The 15063-nt window shown below is 73.2% G+C and carries 12 protein-coding genes; 4 read left to right on the top strand and 8 right to left on the bottom strand.

The genetic code is table 11. The annotated features are described in order from the left end of the window. Window positions 1-87 precede the first annotated feature (87 nt). Both J5Y09_RS12520 and J5Y09_RS24755 read left to right on the top strand, forming a co-directional pair. The gene (locus J5Y09_RS12520) at window positions 88-750 is read left to right on the top strand and encodes a hypothetical protein (protein ID WP_209352131.1); all 663 of its coding nucleotides are present in this window, start codon (window positions 88-90) and stop codon (window positions 748-750) included. A gap of 219 nt (window positions 751-969) precedes the next feature. Continuing rightward, complete coding sequence (locus J5Y09_RS24755) at window positions 970-3849, top strand: M10 family metallopeptidase C-terminal domain-containing protein (RefSeq protein WP_209352130.1); 2880 nt, start codon at window positions 970-972, stop codon at window positions 3847-3849. Between the two features lie 62 nt (window positions 3850-3911). On the opposite strand, the gene J5Y09_RS12510 is transcribed toward J5Y09_RS24755, so the two are convergent. Then, window positions 3912-5057, bottom strand: coding sequence for an acyl-CoA dehydrogenase family protein (locus J5Y09_RS12510; RefSeq protein WP_209352129.1), 1146 nt, complete (start codon window positions 5055-5057; stop codon window positions 3912-3914). 101 nt (window positions 5058-5158) lie between these two features. Between J5Y09_RS12510 and hmuQ the strand changes: the two genes are divergently transcribed. Next, complete coding sequence (gene hmuQ, locus J5Y09_RS12505) at window positions 5159-5488, top strand: heme-degrading protein HmuQ (RefSeq protein ID WP_209352128.1); 330 nt, start codon at window positions 5159-5161, stop codon at window positions 5486-5488. A gap of 8 nt (window positions 5489-5496) precedes the next feature. Here hmuQ and J5Y09_RS12500 read toward each other — a convergent pair whose 3' ends face one another. Next, the gene (locus J5Y09_RS12500) at window positions 5497-8880 is read right to left on the bottom strand and encodes an indolepyruvate ferredoxin oxidoreductase family protein (RefSeq protein ID WP_245217086.1); all 3384 of its coding nucleotides are present in this window, start codon (window positions 8878-8880) and stop codon (window positions 5497-5499) included. 110 nt (window positions 8881-8990) lie between these two features. Between J5Y09_RS12500 and J5Y09_RS12495 the strand changes: the two genes are divergently transcribed. Beyond that, window positions 8991-9443 carry an Lrp/AsnC family transcriptional regulator gene (locus J5Y09_RS12495; protein ID WP_209352127.1) on the top strand — a complete coding sequence of 151 codons (453 nt, stop codon included), beginning with the start codon at window positions 8991-8993 and terminating at the stop codon, window positions 9441-9443. Window positions 9444-9476: 33 nt separating this feature from the next. Here the strand turns inward: J5Y09_RS12495 and J5Y09_RS12490 are convergent, their stop codons facing one another. Genes J5Y09_RS12490 through ccoP form a run of 6 tightly spaced genes read right to left on the bottom strand, consistent with a single transcriptional unit; the run spans window position 9477 to window position 15056 of the window. Beyond that, complete coding sequence (locus J5Y09_RS12490; protein WP_209352126.1) at window positions 9477-9662, bottom strand: hypothetical protein; 186 nt, start codon at window positions 9660-9662, stop codon at window positions 9477-9479. Beyond that, window positions 9659-9820: a cbb3-type cytochrome oxidase assembly protein CcoS gene (ccoS, locus tag J5Y09_RS12485; protein WP_209352125.1), complete on the bottom strand. Its 162-nt coding sequence runs from the start codon at window positions 9818-9820 to the stop codon at window positions 9659-9661. Before ccoS ends, J5Y09_RS12490 begins: the two co-directional genes overlap by 4 nt. Further along, the gene (locus J5Y09_RS12480; RefSeq protein WP_342451471.1) at window positions 9820-12165 is read right to left on the bottom strand and encodes a heavy metal translocating P-type ATPase; all 2346 of its coding nucleotides are present in this window, start codon (window positions 12163-12165) and stop codon (window positions 9820-9822) included. The genes ccoS and J5Y09_RS12480 overlap by 1 nt, the downstream gene beginning before the upstream one ends. Continuing rightward, entirely contained in the window at window positions 12162-12659 is a 498-nt protein-coding gene (locus tag J5Y09_RS12475; RefSeq protein ID WP_245217085.1) for a FixH family protein, read from the bottom strand. Before J5Y09_RS12475 ends, J5Y09_RS12480 begins: the two co-directional genes overlap by 4 nt. Then, window positions 12634-14169, bottom strand: a complete 1536-nt coding sequence (gene ccoG / locus J5Y09_RS12470; RefSeq protein ID WP_209352124.1) for a cytochrome c oxidase accessory protein CcoG — start codon at window positions 14167-14169, stop codon at window positions 12634-12636. Before ccoG ends, J5Y09_RS12475 begins: the two co-directional genes overlap by 26 nt. A gap of 23 nt (window positions 14170-14192) precedes the next feature. Continuing rightward, window positions 14193-15056 carry a cytochrome-c oxidase, cbb3-type subunit III gene (gene ccoP, locus J5Y09_RS12465; RefSeq protein ID WP_209352123.1) on the bottom strand — a complete coding sequence of 288 codons (864 nt, stop codon included), beginning with the start codon at window positions 15054-15056 and terminating at the stop codon, window positions 14193-14195. Window positions 15057-15063 lie beyond the last annotated feature (7 nt).

The raw sequence follows: 15063 nt of genomic DNA, 5'->3' as shown, positions 1-15063 counted from the left end.
GAAATGTTTCCGCCCTTCCACACCCACGCCCTTGTGCCCTGCGGCCTCCGGCACCGAAGATGCGCCGACAACAAGGGACAGGCGCCCATGGCCGACACCCCCGATACCCGCCTCGCGCGGCGGCTTCTCATCATCCGCGCGGCGGTCGCGGGCGGCGCGGCCGTCCCGGCCGGCGCGCTCGCGCAAGGCACCAAGGGCGAATCGGGCGGCGCGCCCGCGCCGGGCCCGGCGCCGACCCCGGCCCCGAGCATCGTGCCGCGGCAGCCCGACCAGGGCGGCCAGCGCCAGGCGCCATCCGGCCTGAACGACGCCGACCCTCAGGACCCACCCGGCAATGGCCGTGGCCCCGAGCGCGGCGGGCGCCCGCTGACCGGCATCAACGACGCGGATCCGGGCGACCCGGCCGGCGGTGGCCGCGGCGCGCAGGGCGGCGGCCGCCCGCGCACCGGCGTGAACGATGCCGACCCCGGCGACCCGCCCGGCGGTGGCCGCGGCGCGCAGGGCGGAGGGCGCCAGCGCAGCGGCGCGACCGACGCCGATGCCGGCGACCCGCCCGGCAGTGGCCGTGGCGGCAGCGGCGGCCCGCGCCAGGGCGGCGTTTCCGATGCCGATCCCGGCGACCCGGCCGGCCAGGGCCGGGGCGGCGGCGGGGGCGGCACGCGCCCGCCCTCCGGCCCGTCCGACACCGACCCCACCGATCCGCCCGGCCGCGGCCGTGGCGGCCAGGGCCAAGGGCCGGTCAAGACCTGACCCCGGACGGCGCGTTCAATTGCGACCCGGCCCCGGTCCGCGCGACCGGGCGCCGAGGTTGCGTCCCCCTGGGCGCCACCCCGCCAGGACGCGCGTAGTGTGAGACATCGTCTCACTCGAAGATATTCGTCTCACGAATTTATCTCTTTTTAGAAACAACCCGGCATTCTGACGAGGTCCGGCGCCAAGACGGCGCGGCCTCGATCCAGGAGCCGCGTCGTGTCCGTCATCACCCTGGCCCAGGGCGTACCCAACAGCCTCGCCCTCGGCACCTTCGACCGCCTGACCGGCGGCATGCTCGCCGACCAGGTCACCGTCCAGGGCGCGCTTTCCGGCGCCGAGATCGACCTCCGCGCCGGCGCGGACCACCTGTTCCTCGATCATCCCGGCAACACGATCCTGCTCGCGGGGGCGGAGAGCGTCACAGGCGGCAACGGCGCGGACGATATCCGCCTTGCCGCGCCCGTCGCCGGCTTCCACGCCAATCTCCGCGGCGGCGGCGACCTGCTGCGCCTGGCGGATGGCACCAATGCCGTCATGGTCTCGGGCGTCGAGACCGTGCTCGGCGGTTCAGGCGACGACGATGTCGCGAGCCCGATGCGCTTCACCGGCCATGCGAGCCTCGGCGCCGGGGCCGACCGGATCGCGATGACCGGCGGCGGCGGCAATGTCGCGCTGCTCTCCGCCGACATCGAGACCATCGCCTCCGGCACCGGGGCGGATGCCGTCACCCTGCTCGGCGCCGCTTCGGGGAACCGGATCGATCTCGGCGCGGGCGCGGATTCGCTGCTGCTCGGCGCGACGGACGACGCGCTTATGCTCCTTGGCGTCGAGAGCCTCGATGCCGGGGCCGGCCACGACACGGTCCGCCTCGAAGGCGCCGCGACGGGGTGGTTCGACCTCGGCGCGGGCGCCGACCGGCTGCTGCTTGCCGGCCAGGGCGCGCAGATCACCGTCGCGGGCGCCGAGACGATCGAGGGTGGCGCGGGCGCCGACCACATCCTGCTCGGCACGGCGCTGCCCGACGGTCGCGTCGCGCTCGGCGGCGGGGCGGACCGGCTGCTGCTCGCCGATGGCGGCAACCGCCTCGCGCTGGCGGGCGTCGAGACGCTGGAAGGCGGCGCCGGCGCGGACACGGTCACGCTGGCCGAGGCCACCGAGGCGCTGCTGATCCGCGGCATCGAGCGGCTGGTCGGCAGCGCCGGACGGGACGGCGTGGCGATGGACGGCGGCGGGGCGATCCGGCTGGTCGATGTCGAGGCCTTCGCGGGCAGCGCCGCCGCCGACCAGGTGACGCTCGAGGGCGCCGTCGCGGACGGGGTGATGAACCTTGGCTCCGGCGCGGACCGGCTGGTGCTCGCGGACGGGACGAACACGCTGCGCGTGAGCGGCGCGGAGACGATCCTCGGCGGCGGCGGGGCGGATGAGGTCACGCTGTCCGGCTTCATCGCGAACGGCGTGATCGACCTCGGCGGCGGCGCCGATGTCCTCGTGCTGCGCGGCGGCAATGTCGCGGCGCTGGTTCGCGGGGTGGAAACGCTCGAGGGCGGCGGCGGCGACAGCGACCTCGCCCTCGCCGACGCCGCCTCCGGCACGATCAACCTGCGCGGCGGGCAGGACCGGCTGCGGCTGTCCGATGCCGGCAACGCCGTGACGATCGGCGGGGTCGAGACGCTGACGGGCGGCGCGGGCGCCGACACCGTCACGCTGCTGCGCCCGGTGGAGGGCATGCTGGTCGACCTCGGCGCCGGGCATGACGTGCTGAACCTGCCCGGCGGCGGGGCCTGGCTGACGGTCGCGGGCGTCGAGGTGCTGAACGGCGGCGCGGGGCATGACGAGGTGCGCTTCGCCGCCCCCGCCACGAACGCGCTGATCCAGATGGGCGCCGGGCGGGATGTCGTGAAGCTCGCCCATGGCACCAACGGCGTGCTGCTGCGCGACGTCGAGATGCTGCAGGGCGGCACGGGCGACGACGCGGTGACGTTGCTCTCCCCCGTCGCGCGCGGGCACTACCACCTCGGTGCCGGGGCCGACCGGATCGCGCTGGCCGATGGCGGCAACAGCGCGACCATCATCTTCGCCGAGACCATCGCCGGCGGAGCGGGGGATGACCGCGTGACGCTGGGCGGCGCCATGGCGGATGGCGTCGTCGATCTCGGCGGGGGGGAGGACGCGCTGCTCCTCGCGCGCGGCGGCAACCGCATCCTGCTCTCCGGCGTCGAGCGCGTGACGGGCAGCGAGGGGCGGGACGAGATCATCCTCGCCGCGCCGGTCGATGGCGCCGTGCTGCGCCTCGGCGCGGGGGAGGATGCGGTCGTCCTTGCCGATGGCGGCAACCGCGTGACGCTCGCCGATGTGGAATCGGTCACGGGCGGCGCGGGCGATGACCGGGTGACGCTCGCCTGCGGCATGTCGCGGGGCGTGGTCGACCTCGGCGCGGGGCGGGACACGCTGGTGCTGGGCCCGGGCGCGAATGCGCTGCGCCTGGTGGGCGTGGAGGTGGTGCAGGGCGGGCGCGGCGGGGATGCGGTGACGCTGTCGGGTGCCGATGGCACGGCGACGGTCGCGCTCGGGGCGGGGCGGGACGTGCTGGCGTTCGACGATGCGGGCCTTTCCGTGATCGTCACGGGGGTGGAGGTCGTGCGCGGCGGCGCGGGGGACGACCATGTCGCGGTGACCGCGGCCGGTGGCGGGACGATGCTGGAAGGCGGCGGCGGGGCGGATACGCTGACCGGCGGGGATGGCCAGGACACGCTGTTCGGCGGCGCGGGCGCGGACCGGCTTTCGGCGGGGGCGGGCGCGGACCTTTTCGTCTTCACGGCCATCGGCCAGTCCCCGGTCGATGCGCCCGACACGATCATCAACTTCAACCCGCTGCAGGGCGACGTGTTCGGCTTCGCCGGCATCGGCGTGGGCGGGGACTTCCGCTGGCGCGGCGCCTTCGCCTTCAGCGGCGCGGGCGGGATGGAAGGCCGCTTCGACGAGGCATCGGGGTCGCTGCGCATCGACCTGGATGGCGACGGGCTGGCCGACATGGCCTTCCTGCTGCCGGGCTTCCCGCCGGAAGGCTTCGACGGCAATTCGGTGATCTGGGCCTAGTTCCTGGACGTAGGGGGGCGGGGCGCAGCGGACGGAAGCGCGAACGGGGGCGCGAAACCCTGCTACCGCGTCCCCAGCATCTGCCGCGCCACGATCAGGCGCATGATCTCGTTCGTGCCTTCCAGGATGCGGTGCACGCGCAGGTCCCGCACGATCTTCTCGATGCCGTAGTCGGCCAGGTAGCCATAGCCGCCGAGCAATTGCAGCGCGTCGTCCGCGACGCGCGAACAGGTGTCGGTCACGAAGCGCTTGGCCATGGCGCAGAACGCCGTCGCATCCGCCGCGCCGGCATCGAGCTTGGCGCAGGCGCGCCACAGCAGCGACCGCGCCGCCTCCAGCTCCGTCCGCATGTCGGCCAGCCGGAACTGCGTGTTCTGGAAGTCGCTGACCGCGCGGCCGAAGGCGCGGCGTTCCTTCACATAGGCGAGCGCGATGTCGAGCGCGGCCTCCGCCCCGCCCAGCGAGCAGGCGGCGATGTTGAGCCGCCCGCCATCGAGCCCCGCCATGGCGAAGCGGAAGCCCTGCCCTTCCTCCCCCAGCAGCGCGCTCGCCGCGACGCGGGCATCCTGGAAGATCACCTGCCGCGTTGGCTGCGCGTTCCAGCCCATCTTGCGTTCGTTGGCGCCGAAGGACAGGCCCGCGGTCTCCTTCGGCACCAGCAGGGCCGAGACGCCGGACGGGCCATCGCCGCCAGTGCGGACCATGGTGAGATACAGGTCCGAGACGCCGGCGCCGGAGATGAACTGCTTCGTCCCGTTCAGCACATAGCCCTCGTTGTCGCGCGCGGCGCGCGTGCGCAGCGCGGCGGCGTCGCTGCCCGACCCCGGTTCCGTCAGCGCGTAGGAGGCGATGCGCTCCATCGTCACCAGCGCCGGCAGGTGTTCCGCGCGCTGCGCGTCCGACCCGAAGCGGTCGATCATCCAGGCGACCATGTTGTGGATCGACAGATAGGCCGAGACCGTCGGGCAGCCGGTCGCCAGCGCCTCGAACACCACGGCGGCGTCGAGCCGCGTCAGCCCCGACCCGCCCGATTCCTCCCGCACATAGAGCGCGGCCATGCCGAGGGCGGCGGCCTCGCGCATCTCCTCCACCGGGAAATGGCGTTCCTCGTCCCAGCGGCGGGCATGGGGTGCCAGCACATCCCGCGCGAAGTCGCGGGCGACGGATTGCAGCGCGAGCGTGTCCTCGGGCAGGTCGAAGCGCGTCATGGGGGAAGCATACAGGACAGCGCCGCGCCGGGAACGCCCCTGCCCCGCCCGGGGCGGATCGCGGCTATGCTGCGCCGAACCGCAACAGGGACCGCGCCCGCATGTTCGTCGCCACCAACCGCTTCCGCGTCATTCCCGCCATGGCGGCGGAGTTCGAGGCCCGCTGGCTCGGCCGCGAGAGCCGGCTGCACGAACTCGACGGCTTCATCCGCTTCCACCTGCTGAAGGGGCCGGAAGCGGCGGACCATATCCTCTATTCCTCCACCACGCTCTGGGCGTCGCGGGCGGCCTTCGAGGCCTGGACGCGGTCCGAGCAGTTCCGCGCCGCCCATGCCGGCGCCGGGGCGAGCAAGCCGACCACCCTCGGCCCGCCGCAATTCGAGGGCTTCGAAGTGCTGCAGGAGATCGAGGGCGTCCGCACGCCGGGCTGAGGCACGCCTCAGCGCGCGGAACCCTCGAGCGCGGCGAGCCGTTCGCGGACGGCGGCGAGGTTACGCGCCTTCACATGGCCGAAGCCCTTCACGTCCGCCCAGGCTTCCGCCCAGGCGCTCGCGGTGGCGTGGGAAGCGGGGAGCGTGGCGAGGAAGCGCTCGACGCCGGCGCGGAACTCGCCCGGCAAGGCGCGTTCCATCCGCCGTTCCTCGGTGCGGCCGAAGGGGTCCAGCACCGTGCCGCGCAGCACCTTGCCGTGGCGCAGCAGGCCCATGGCGCGGAACATCCAGGGGCCGAAGCGCCGCTTCGCCGCACCCAGCGCGGGCGGGGCAAGGTGCATCTCGACGGCGCGCGTGCCGGTGAAGCCGCGCGCCAGCGCGTCGCGCCATTCGGGCAGGCTGTGCAGGCGGGCGACCTCGTATTCGTCCTTGTAGGCCATCAGCCGGTGCAGTTGCGTCGCGACGGCGCGCGACAGGCGTTCCTCGCCCGGCATCGCCGCGGCCTCGGCGGCGCGGATCTTCGCGACGAAATCGGCGTAGTCGCGCGCATGGCTGGCGTTCTGCCAGGCGGTGAGGTCGGCCATGCGCCGCGCGACCAGCGCGTCGAGCGTCTCCGCCGCATCCGCCGGCGGGTGAAGTTCCTCCATCGCCGCGGCGCGGCCGCGCGCGAAGGCCTCCTTGTTCAGCGCCACCTTGGCGCCGTTGAGCTCGATGGCGCGGCCGATCGCCTCGGAGGAGAGCGGCACGAGGCCGCGCTGGTAGGCGATGCCGAGCAGGAAGACATTGAGGTAGACCGCGTCGCCGAGTTCATCGGCCACGCGCGTCGCGCCGGGCAGCGCGATGGTCTGCCGGCAGGCGGTGCGGATGCTCTCCAGCATCTCCGCCGCGCGGTAGCGCGTGCCGGTGTCCTTCACGAACTGCGCGGTCGGCGCGAGGTCCGCATTCACCACGGACGCCGTGCGCGCGGGGCCGAGCAGCGGCCGGGCCGTCTTGCCATGCGCCACCACCATGTCGGCCGCGACCAGCAGGTCCGCCCCGCCGGCGGCGATGCGCGCGCCGGCGATGCTCTCCGCGCTCGCCCCCACCGCGCCGATGCGCAGCTGCGCGTAGACGCCGCCGCCCTTCTGCGCAAGGCCGAGGAAATCGAGGCTGCGCACCGGCCGACCTTCCAGATGCGCGGCCTGGGCGAGGATCGCGGCGAGCGAAGACACGCCCTGCCCGCCCACCCCCGCCATCAGCAGGTTCCAGGCCTCGCCCTGCACCTCGGGCCGCGCGGGCTCGGGCGGTTCGGAGATCGGCCCGCCGGCTGCGTGTTCCGCCGGTTCGGCGCCCAGCAGCGTGACGAAGGACGGGCAGAAGCCCTGCACGCAGGACAGGTCCTGGTTGCAGGCGGACTGGTCGATGCGGCGCTTCCGGCCGAAGGGCGTCTCCACCGGCTCGACCGCCAGGCAGTTGGAGGCGCGGGAGCAGTCGCCGCAATCCTCGCAGACGCGCGGATTGATCATCACGCGGCGCTCGGCCTTGGCGGCCAGGTCCCGCTTGCGCTTGCGGCGCCGTTCGGTCGCGCATTCCTGGTCGTAGATCAGCGCGGTGACGCCGCGGGCCACGCGCAGTTCCCGCTGCACGTCATCCAGGCGCGAACGATGATGGAAGCCCGTGCCGGCGGGGATCAGCGGATGCCCGCGATGCCGGTCCGGATCGTCCGAGACGATCTCGATGCGCGTGACACCCTCGGCGCGGAGTTGCGCGGCGATGTGCGGCACGTCGATCTCGCCTTCCGGCGTCTGGCCGCCGGTCATGGCGACGGCGCCGTTGACCAGGATCTTGAAGGTCATGTTGGCCTTCGCCGCGACGGCGAAGCGCACGGTCAGGCTGCCCGAATGCCCCCAGGTGCCGTCGCCGATATTGGCGAAGACATGCTCCTCGCTGGTGAAGGGCGCCTGGCCGATCCAGGGCACGCCCTCGCCCCCCATCTGGGTGAACTCGTCCGAGTTCCGGTCCATGAAGCGGGCGAGATAGTGGCAGCCGATGCCGGCCAGCGCGCGCGAGCCTTCGGGGATGCGCGTCGAGGTGTTGTGCGGGCAGCCCGGGCAGAAATACGGGTCGCGCTGGTGCAGCGGCGTGGCCTGCGCGGCGGCCAGCGCATCCAGCTCCGCGATGCGCGCGACCAGGCGTTCGGTGCGCAGCGCCGGCGGCAGGCGCGCGGCGAGCGCGCGCAGCATCTGCCCGGCGTCGAGTTCCGTCAGGTCCGACAGCAGCGGGCGCCCGGCCTCGTCCTTCTTGCCGGTGACGCGCGGGCGGGTGGCGGCGTGGAACAGCGCGTCGCGCAGCTGCCATTCGATGACGGGGCGGCGGTCCTCGACGACGAGGACTTCGTCCAGCCCCTCGGCGAAGGCGCGTGCGGCCTCGGCATCGAGCGGCCAGGCCAGGCCCACCTTCCAGATGCGCAAGCCGTTGGCGCGGGCGAAGGCGTCCGAGATGCCCGCTTCCTCCAGCGCCTGGCGCAGCACGCCATAGGCCTTGCCGCGCACGGCGATGCCGAAGCGGGCGTCGGGGGAATCCAGCACGATGCGGTCGAAGCCGTTGGCGCGGGCGAAGGCGACGGCGCGCGGCAGCTTCACGTGGCGCAGCCGCGCTTCCTGCGCGATCGGCGTATCCGTCAGGCGGATATGGATGCCGTCCGGCCCCTCGGGCAGCCCCTGCGGGTCGCGCGTGACGTAGCGGGCGGGGTCGAGCAGGACGGTCATCGACGCGTCCATCGTGTCGGCCACGCATTTCATGCCGGCCCAGGTGCCGGCGTAGCGCGACAGCGCGATGGCCTTGAGGCCGAATTCCAGCACCTCCGCCACATCGGACGGGTCGAGCACCGGGATCTCGGCATCGATGAAGGCGTATTCGCATCCCGATGTGATGGTGGACGACTTGCTCGAAGGATCGTCCCCGGCCAGCGCCAGCACGCCGCCCTTCGGCGAGGTGCCCGCGCTGTTGGCGTGGCGCAGCACGTCGCCGGAGCGATCCACGCCCGGCCCCTTGCCGTACCAGATCGAGAAGACGCCCTCGACCTTGGCCCCCGGCGTCATGCCCACCTGCTGCGTGCCCCAGATGGCGGTCGCGGCGAGGTCCTCGTTCAGCCCGGGCTGGAAGACGACGCCCGCGGCGTCGAGCCGCTTCTTCTGCTTGGCGAGTTCCCGGTCGAAGCCACCGAGCGGCGAGCCGCGATAGCCGGAGATGAAGCCGCCCGTGGTCCAGCCCAGCGCCGCGTCCATCTCCCGCCGCAGCAGCGGCAGGCGGACCAGCGCCTGGGTGCCGGTCAGCAGCACGGGGCCGCCGGTCGCCTCCCAGCGTTCCTCGAGCGTCGCGTCGGGTCGGATCATGTTGCCCATGGCGGTCATGTTGCGTGCGTCCCGCGAGGATGCCAATGGCGGGATGATGCGCCCGGGCGCGCGGCGGATTTTACCGATTTCTGTTGTGCGGCGCCGAAGGGGCGGAACATCCTGCCGTCATGGACGCCATCGACCGAAAGATTCTCCGCGCGCTGGCCCGCCGGGCGCGGCTGACCAATGCCGAGCTTGCCGAGGAGGTGGGCCTCTCCCCCTCCCCCTGCTGGACGCGGGTGCGGCGGCTCGAGCAGGCCGGCGTGATCCAGGGCTACCACGCGGTGCTGGACCAGGCCGCGCTCGGCCTGCCGGACACGGTGTTCCTGGAGGTGATGATGGAACGCCACGACGACACGCATCTGGCGCGCTTCGAGGAAGCGGTGCTCGCCATCCCCGAGGTGCTGGAATGCTGGCTCGTCACCGGCGAATACGACTACGTGCTGAAGGCCGCGGTGGGCGGCACCGCGGGGTATGAGGCGCTGCTGCGGGAGAAGATCTACCGCCTGCCCGGCGTGCGCCACACGCGCACGGCCTTCACCCTGCGCTGCCTGAAGCGCACGATCTCCCCGGTGCCGTGAAGGGCGCGGCCGCGTGGGCCGCGCCGCCCATGTTCAATGCGCCCGGCCGGCCTCGGAATAATGCGCGCCGATGGTCCGGTAGGCGTTCAGCACGCCGAACAGGATCAGGCCCCAGGCGAAGATGGTGATGCCCGCATCCTGCGCCGCGGCGGCGAGGAACAGCCCCAGCAGCGCGAGCACGGCATAGAAGGCGAGGAAGAAGACGCGGCCACCGCTCATCTCGGTGTCTCCTTGTCGGGTTGGTCGTCGAACAGGATGCGGGCGGCCGCCCCATCCAGATCCTCGTACTGGCGCGATCGCAGCGCCCAGAGGAAGCCCACCAGGCCGAGGAAGCCCAGGAAGAGCGAAACCGGGATCAGCAGCAGCAGGCTGTCCATCAGCCCTCCTTCCCCGCGCGCAGCGCGTTGACCACGACGATGATGGAGGAGGATGCCATGACCAGCGCCGCGACCAGCGGCGTAACGAAGCCGGCGACCGCCATCGGCACCGCCAGCACGTTGTAGACAAGCGAGAAGCCGATGTTCTGCCGCGCGATCGCCTGGGCGCGCCGCGCGATGCGGATGGCGCCCGGCAGCATGGCCAGCCCCTCCCGCTGCAGCACGAGGTCCGAGGCGGTCTGGGCGAGGTCGGTCGCGCCGGCGGGGCTCGCCGAGACATGCGCGGCGGCGAGCGCGGCCGCGTCGTTGATGCCGTCGCCGACCATCAGCGGCCGGCGCCCTTCCGCCTTCAGCGCCAGGATGCGCGCCTGCTTCGCGGCAGGATCGACCCCGGCGCGCCAGCCGGCGATCCCCGCGTCCCGCGCGACCGCATCGACGGCGCCGGCGCCGTCGCCGGACAGGAGCTCGGCATCGAGGCCAAGCCCCGCCAGCGCCGCCACCGCCGCCGGCGCATCGGCGCGCAGCCGGTCCGCGAAGCGGAACACCACCGGCGCCGCATCCCCGTCGCGATAGGCGAGCGTCATGCCGTCCACCGAGGCGGGCAGCCCGCAGAAGGCAGGCGAACCCAGCCGCGCGACCCCGCGGACCAGCCCCTGGCCGGGAACCTCGTGCACGCCATCGAGGGCCGGCGCGTCCGGCGCCGCGCGCGCCAGCGCCTGCGCCAGCGGATGGCGCGAGGCGCGCGCAAGCGAGGCGGCCTGCGCCAGCACCGCCGGATCCTGACCCTCGGGGATCAGCACCGGGCGGCCTTCGGTCAGCGTGCCGGTCTTGTCGAACACCGCATGGTCCGCGCTGGCCAGCCGTTCCAGCGCGGTCGCGGATGTGACGAGCACGCCGCGGCGGAACAGCGCGCCGACCGCGACCACCTGCACCGCCGGCACCGCGAGCGCCAGCGCGCAGGGGCAGGTGATGAGCAGCACGCAGACGGCGTTGACGAGGCCGACCTGCCAGGGCGCGCCGAGGGCGCCCCACCACAGCGCGAAGGTCGCCGCCGCGACGACGTGCACCACCGGCACGTACCAGCGCGACGCCCGGTCGGCGATGGACACGAAGCGGCCGCGCGCCTGTTCGGCGCGTTCCAGCAGCCGCGCCATGGCGGCGAGCGAGCCGTCCTTCGCCGCGGCACTCACCACCATGGTGAAGGCCGCACCCATGTTGACCGCACCGGCCGGCAGCGCCTCCCCAGCGCCGAAGCGGCGCGGCAGGCTCTCGCCCGTGGTCGCGGCGGCGTCGAGCAGCGTGTCGCCTTCCGCCACGCCATCGAGGCGCAGCCGCTCGCCCGCCGCGACCAGCACGCGGTCCCCGGCGGCGGCGTGTTCGGCCGGCACCGCTTCCGTGCGGCCATCGGGCAGCAGGCGCTGGATGGTGCCTTCCTGCAGCGCGAGCAGTTCCGCGACCGATTGCCGCGCGCGTCGCCGCGCGCCGCGGTCCAGCGCGCGGCCGGCCAGCAGCAGGGCGAGCAGCGCGGTCGCGCCGTCGAAATAGGTGTAGGGGCCGTTGAACACCGTCTCGGACAGCGACATCAGCGCGGTGGCGAGCACGCCGAGCGAGACCGCCATGTCCATGCTCGGCCGGCCAGCGCGCAGCGCCACCCAGGCCGAGCGGTAGAAGGGCATGCCCGCGACAAGCACGATCGGCATGCCGATCAGCGCGGCGAGCCAGTGCAGCCCGTGGCGCAGCGCCGGGCCCATGTCGGTGCCGACCCAGACGGCGACCGAGACGAGCATGACGTTCATCGCGCCGAAGGCGGCGATGCCGAGCGCGCGGGTCAGTTCGCGCCCTTCCGCATCCTCGGTCGCGCGCAGGCAGGCGGGGGAGAAGGGCGCGGCGCGGAAGCCGAGGCGCGCGAGCAGCGCGGCGATGTCATTCGCGCGCCCCGCTTCCCCCCGCCAGGTCACGGTGAGGCGGCGGGCGGACAGCGAGGCGCGGGCGGAGAGGATGTCGGGCTCGCGCGCCAGCGCCTGCTCGACCAGCCAGACGCAGGCGCCGCAGGTCAGGCCCGCGACGACGAGTTCAAGCCGCCGCGTGCCGTCCCGCCCGGCCGCCGCGAAGGGGACGAGGTCGATGGACGTCGCGGTGACTTCCGGCCGCAGCGCGCCGGCCTCCGACTCCCGCCGCGCGTAGAAGGCGGCGAGGCCGAGGCCGGCGATGAGCGCATGCGCGCCCTCGCAGCCCGTGCAGCAGAAGCGCGCCTGGCCCGGCGCGAGCGGCGCGCCGCAATGCGCGCAGGCGGCGGCCGAGAGCGCCTCGCTGGCGATCGGCCGGGCCGGGACGATCAGGCTCACGGCACGACCACGCGGCGACGGATGTCGAAGGCGGTCTCGTTCGGGCCGAACAGCGTCAGCCGCGCTTCCCACTGGCCGCGCTGCGGCGGGACGGCGTCCGCGGCCCAGCGTCCGCCGCCGACCGGGGAGAAGGCGAGCGGGATCTCGGTGCCTTCCAGCGGGCGGAGCAGCACGCCCTCGACGCGGCCGGGGACGGGGCGGCCCTCGCGGTCGGTCGCGACCAGGCTCAGCCGCCCGCCTGCCAGCGCGACATCGGCCTTCCAGCCGAGCGCATCCTGCCGCGCCGCTTCCGCCAGCACCCCGTCATAGCCGCGGCCGCGTTCGTAGGAACGCGGGACGGTCACGCCGGTGAAGGTCGAGATGGCGAAGTAGACGAGCACCGCGTTGACCAGGACGACGAGCGTCATGGCCCCGGCGAAGGCCCAGGGGATCCAGCGGCCGCGGGAAGGGTCGTGCGGCTGGCCGCGGTCAGTCATGATGGTCGTTGCGGTCATGGCCCGGCCCCCGGAAGGAACTGCGTTCGCCCGCGATCACGCGGCCGCCCGCGTCCAGCAGGCGGAAGGTCACATGCGTATCCTCGCGGACCCTCAGGCCCGCCGGCGCGGTGACGAAGACGCGGTACTGCGTGATGCCGTCGGCGCGGCGCGCCAGCAGCGGGCGGCCCTGCGCGTCGGTCGCGGCATCCTGCACCGACAGGCGGAAGCCCTCCGGCGCCTGGAGCGAGAGGACCAGCGGCGTGTCGTCGCGCCGCTTGTTCACGATCTTGACCGTGTAGCCGTTGCGGATGCCGCCATCCGACAGCCGGACGAACAGCGGCGCGCGGTCGCGCAGCACCGTGACGTCGAGCGTCGAGCGCAGCACGAAGGCCAGCAGCATCGCGAGCGAGACGACGGCGAGCGCGCCGGCGTACATCAGCGTGCGCGGGCGGACGAAGCGCGGCATGGTGCGCGCCTTCATCCCGCAGGCCTGGCGTTCGGGGCCGGGGGCCATGCCGGCGACGGCGGCCTCGCTGGCGGCGAGGTTCTTCAGCGTCTCAAAGGCGATCAGCCCCTTCGGCCGGCCGAGCTTGCCCATGACGCTGTCGCAGGCGTCGATGCAAAGCCCGCAGCCGATGCATTCCAGCTGCTGCCCGTCGCGGATGTCGATGCCCGTCGGGCAGACATGGACGCAGGCGTAGCAGTCGACGCAATCGCCGACATTCTCCGCCTTCGCCTTGCCGCGCGGTTCGCCGCGCCAGTCGCGATAGGTGACGACGAGCGAGTTCTCGTCGAGCATCGCCGCCTGGAAGCGCGGCCAGGGACACATGTAGGTGCAGACCTGTTCCCGCGCCCAGCCGGCGAGCAGGTAGGTGAAGCCGGCGAACATGGCGAAGAAGAAGTAGACCTGCGTGCCCGCCGTGCCGGTCAGGATCTCCATCGTCACGGTCGGCGCGTCGTTGAAGTACATCACCCAGGCGCCGCCCGTCGCGGCCGCGATCAGCACCCACACCGCATGGGTCAGGCCCTTGCGCGTCCAGTAGTTCGCGTCCTTCGGCCCCTGGTCGAGCTTCATCCGCGCGTTGCGGTCGCCCTGGATCCAGCGCTCCACCCACATGAACAGGTCCGTCCAGACCGTCTGCGGGCAGGTGAAGCCGCACCACAGCCGCCCGAACAGGGAGGAGACGGCGAACAGCGCGAAGGCGCCGAGGATCAGCGCGCCGGTGAGGAAGTAGATCTCCTGCGGCCAGATCTCGATCCAGAAGAAGAACAGCCTGGCGTTGGTGATGTCGACCAGCACCGCCTGGTCGGGCATCCCCGCGCCGCGGTCCCAGCGCAGCCAGGGCACGATGTAGTAGAACGCGAGGCAGAGCCCGAGCACCGCCCACTTGGCCGAGCGGACGAGGCCGAAGACGCGCTTCGGATAGACCTTCTGCCGCGCCGCGTAGAGCGATTGCGGCGCGGCGGAGACCGGCGCGTCGGCCGGCCGGTCCCCTTTCGCGCGGTGCGGCGCCTCGACGGTGCCCATGTCTGCCTCGCTTGCCCCCGGCCTCAGTTGGTGCGGCCGAGGGACTGCACGTAGACGGTCAGCATGTTGACGGTCGCGGCGTCGAGCCGCCCCTGCCAGGACGGCATCACGCCGGCCCGCGGGTTGCGGATCATCGCCACGATCTCAGGCTTGCTCGCGCCATAGAGCCAGATCTGGTCGTTCAGGCGGGGGGCGCCGAACTCCCGGTTCCCCTCGCCGCGCTCGCCGTGGCAGGAGGCGCATTGCTCGGCAAACAGCGCCGCACCCCGGCCGGCCGCGGCCTGGTCGGTCGCGCGGTTGGTCAGCGACAGGACATGCTCGGCCACGTCGTTGATCTGCGCCGCGGTCAGCAGGTTGTCGGCGCCGAAGCGGGGCATCTGGCTCTGCCGCTGGTCGTCGCTTTCATTCGCGCGGATGCCGTGGCGGATGGTGTGCTGGATCTCCTCGAGGCTGCCGCCCCAGATCCAGTCATCGTCCGCGAGCGACGGGAAGCCGCCCGCCGCGCCCTGCCCGCCCGCGCCGTGGCAGGCGGCGCAGTTGTTGGCGAAGGCGACGCGCCCGCCGGCCAGCGCGAAGGCGCGCATCTCGTCATTCGCCGCGATCTGCGCGGGCGTGGCTTCCCGCAGCCGCGCCATCATCGGCGCGTTGCGCTCGGTCGCCGCGCGCACCTCCTCCACGATCGCCTCCCGCGCGATCCAGCCCGAGGTGCCCCGCCAGCCGGGGATGGAGGGATAGATGATCACCCAGGCCACACCCCAGGCGATGCAGGCGTAGAACGTCCAGAGCCACCATTTCGGCAGCGGGGTGTTGAGCTCCTTGAGCCCGTCCCACTCATGGCCCGTGGTGTCCTGGCCCGAGAGGGTGTCCTTCTCGATCTTGGTCGGCATCCTCGGA

Origin of the sequence: Roseomonas nitratireducens, from assembly GCF_017813355.1 — a bacterium.
Taxonomy (GTDB): Bacteria; Pseudomonadota; Alphaproteobacteria; order Acetobacterales; family Acetobacteraceae; genus Neoroseomonas; species Neoroseomonas nitratireducens.
This window is presented reverse-complemented; position numbering and strand designations above follow the sequence as displayed.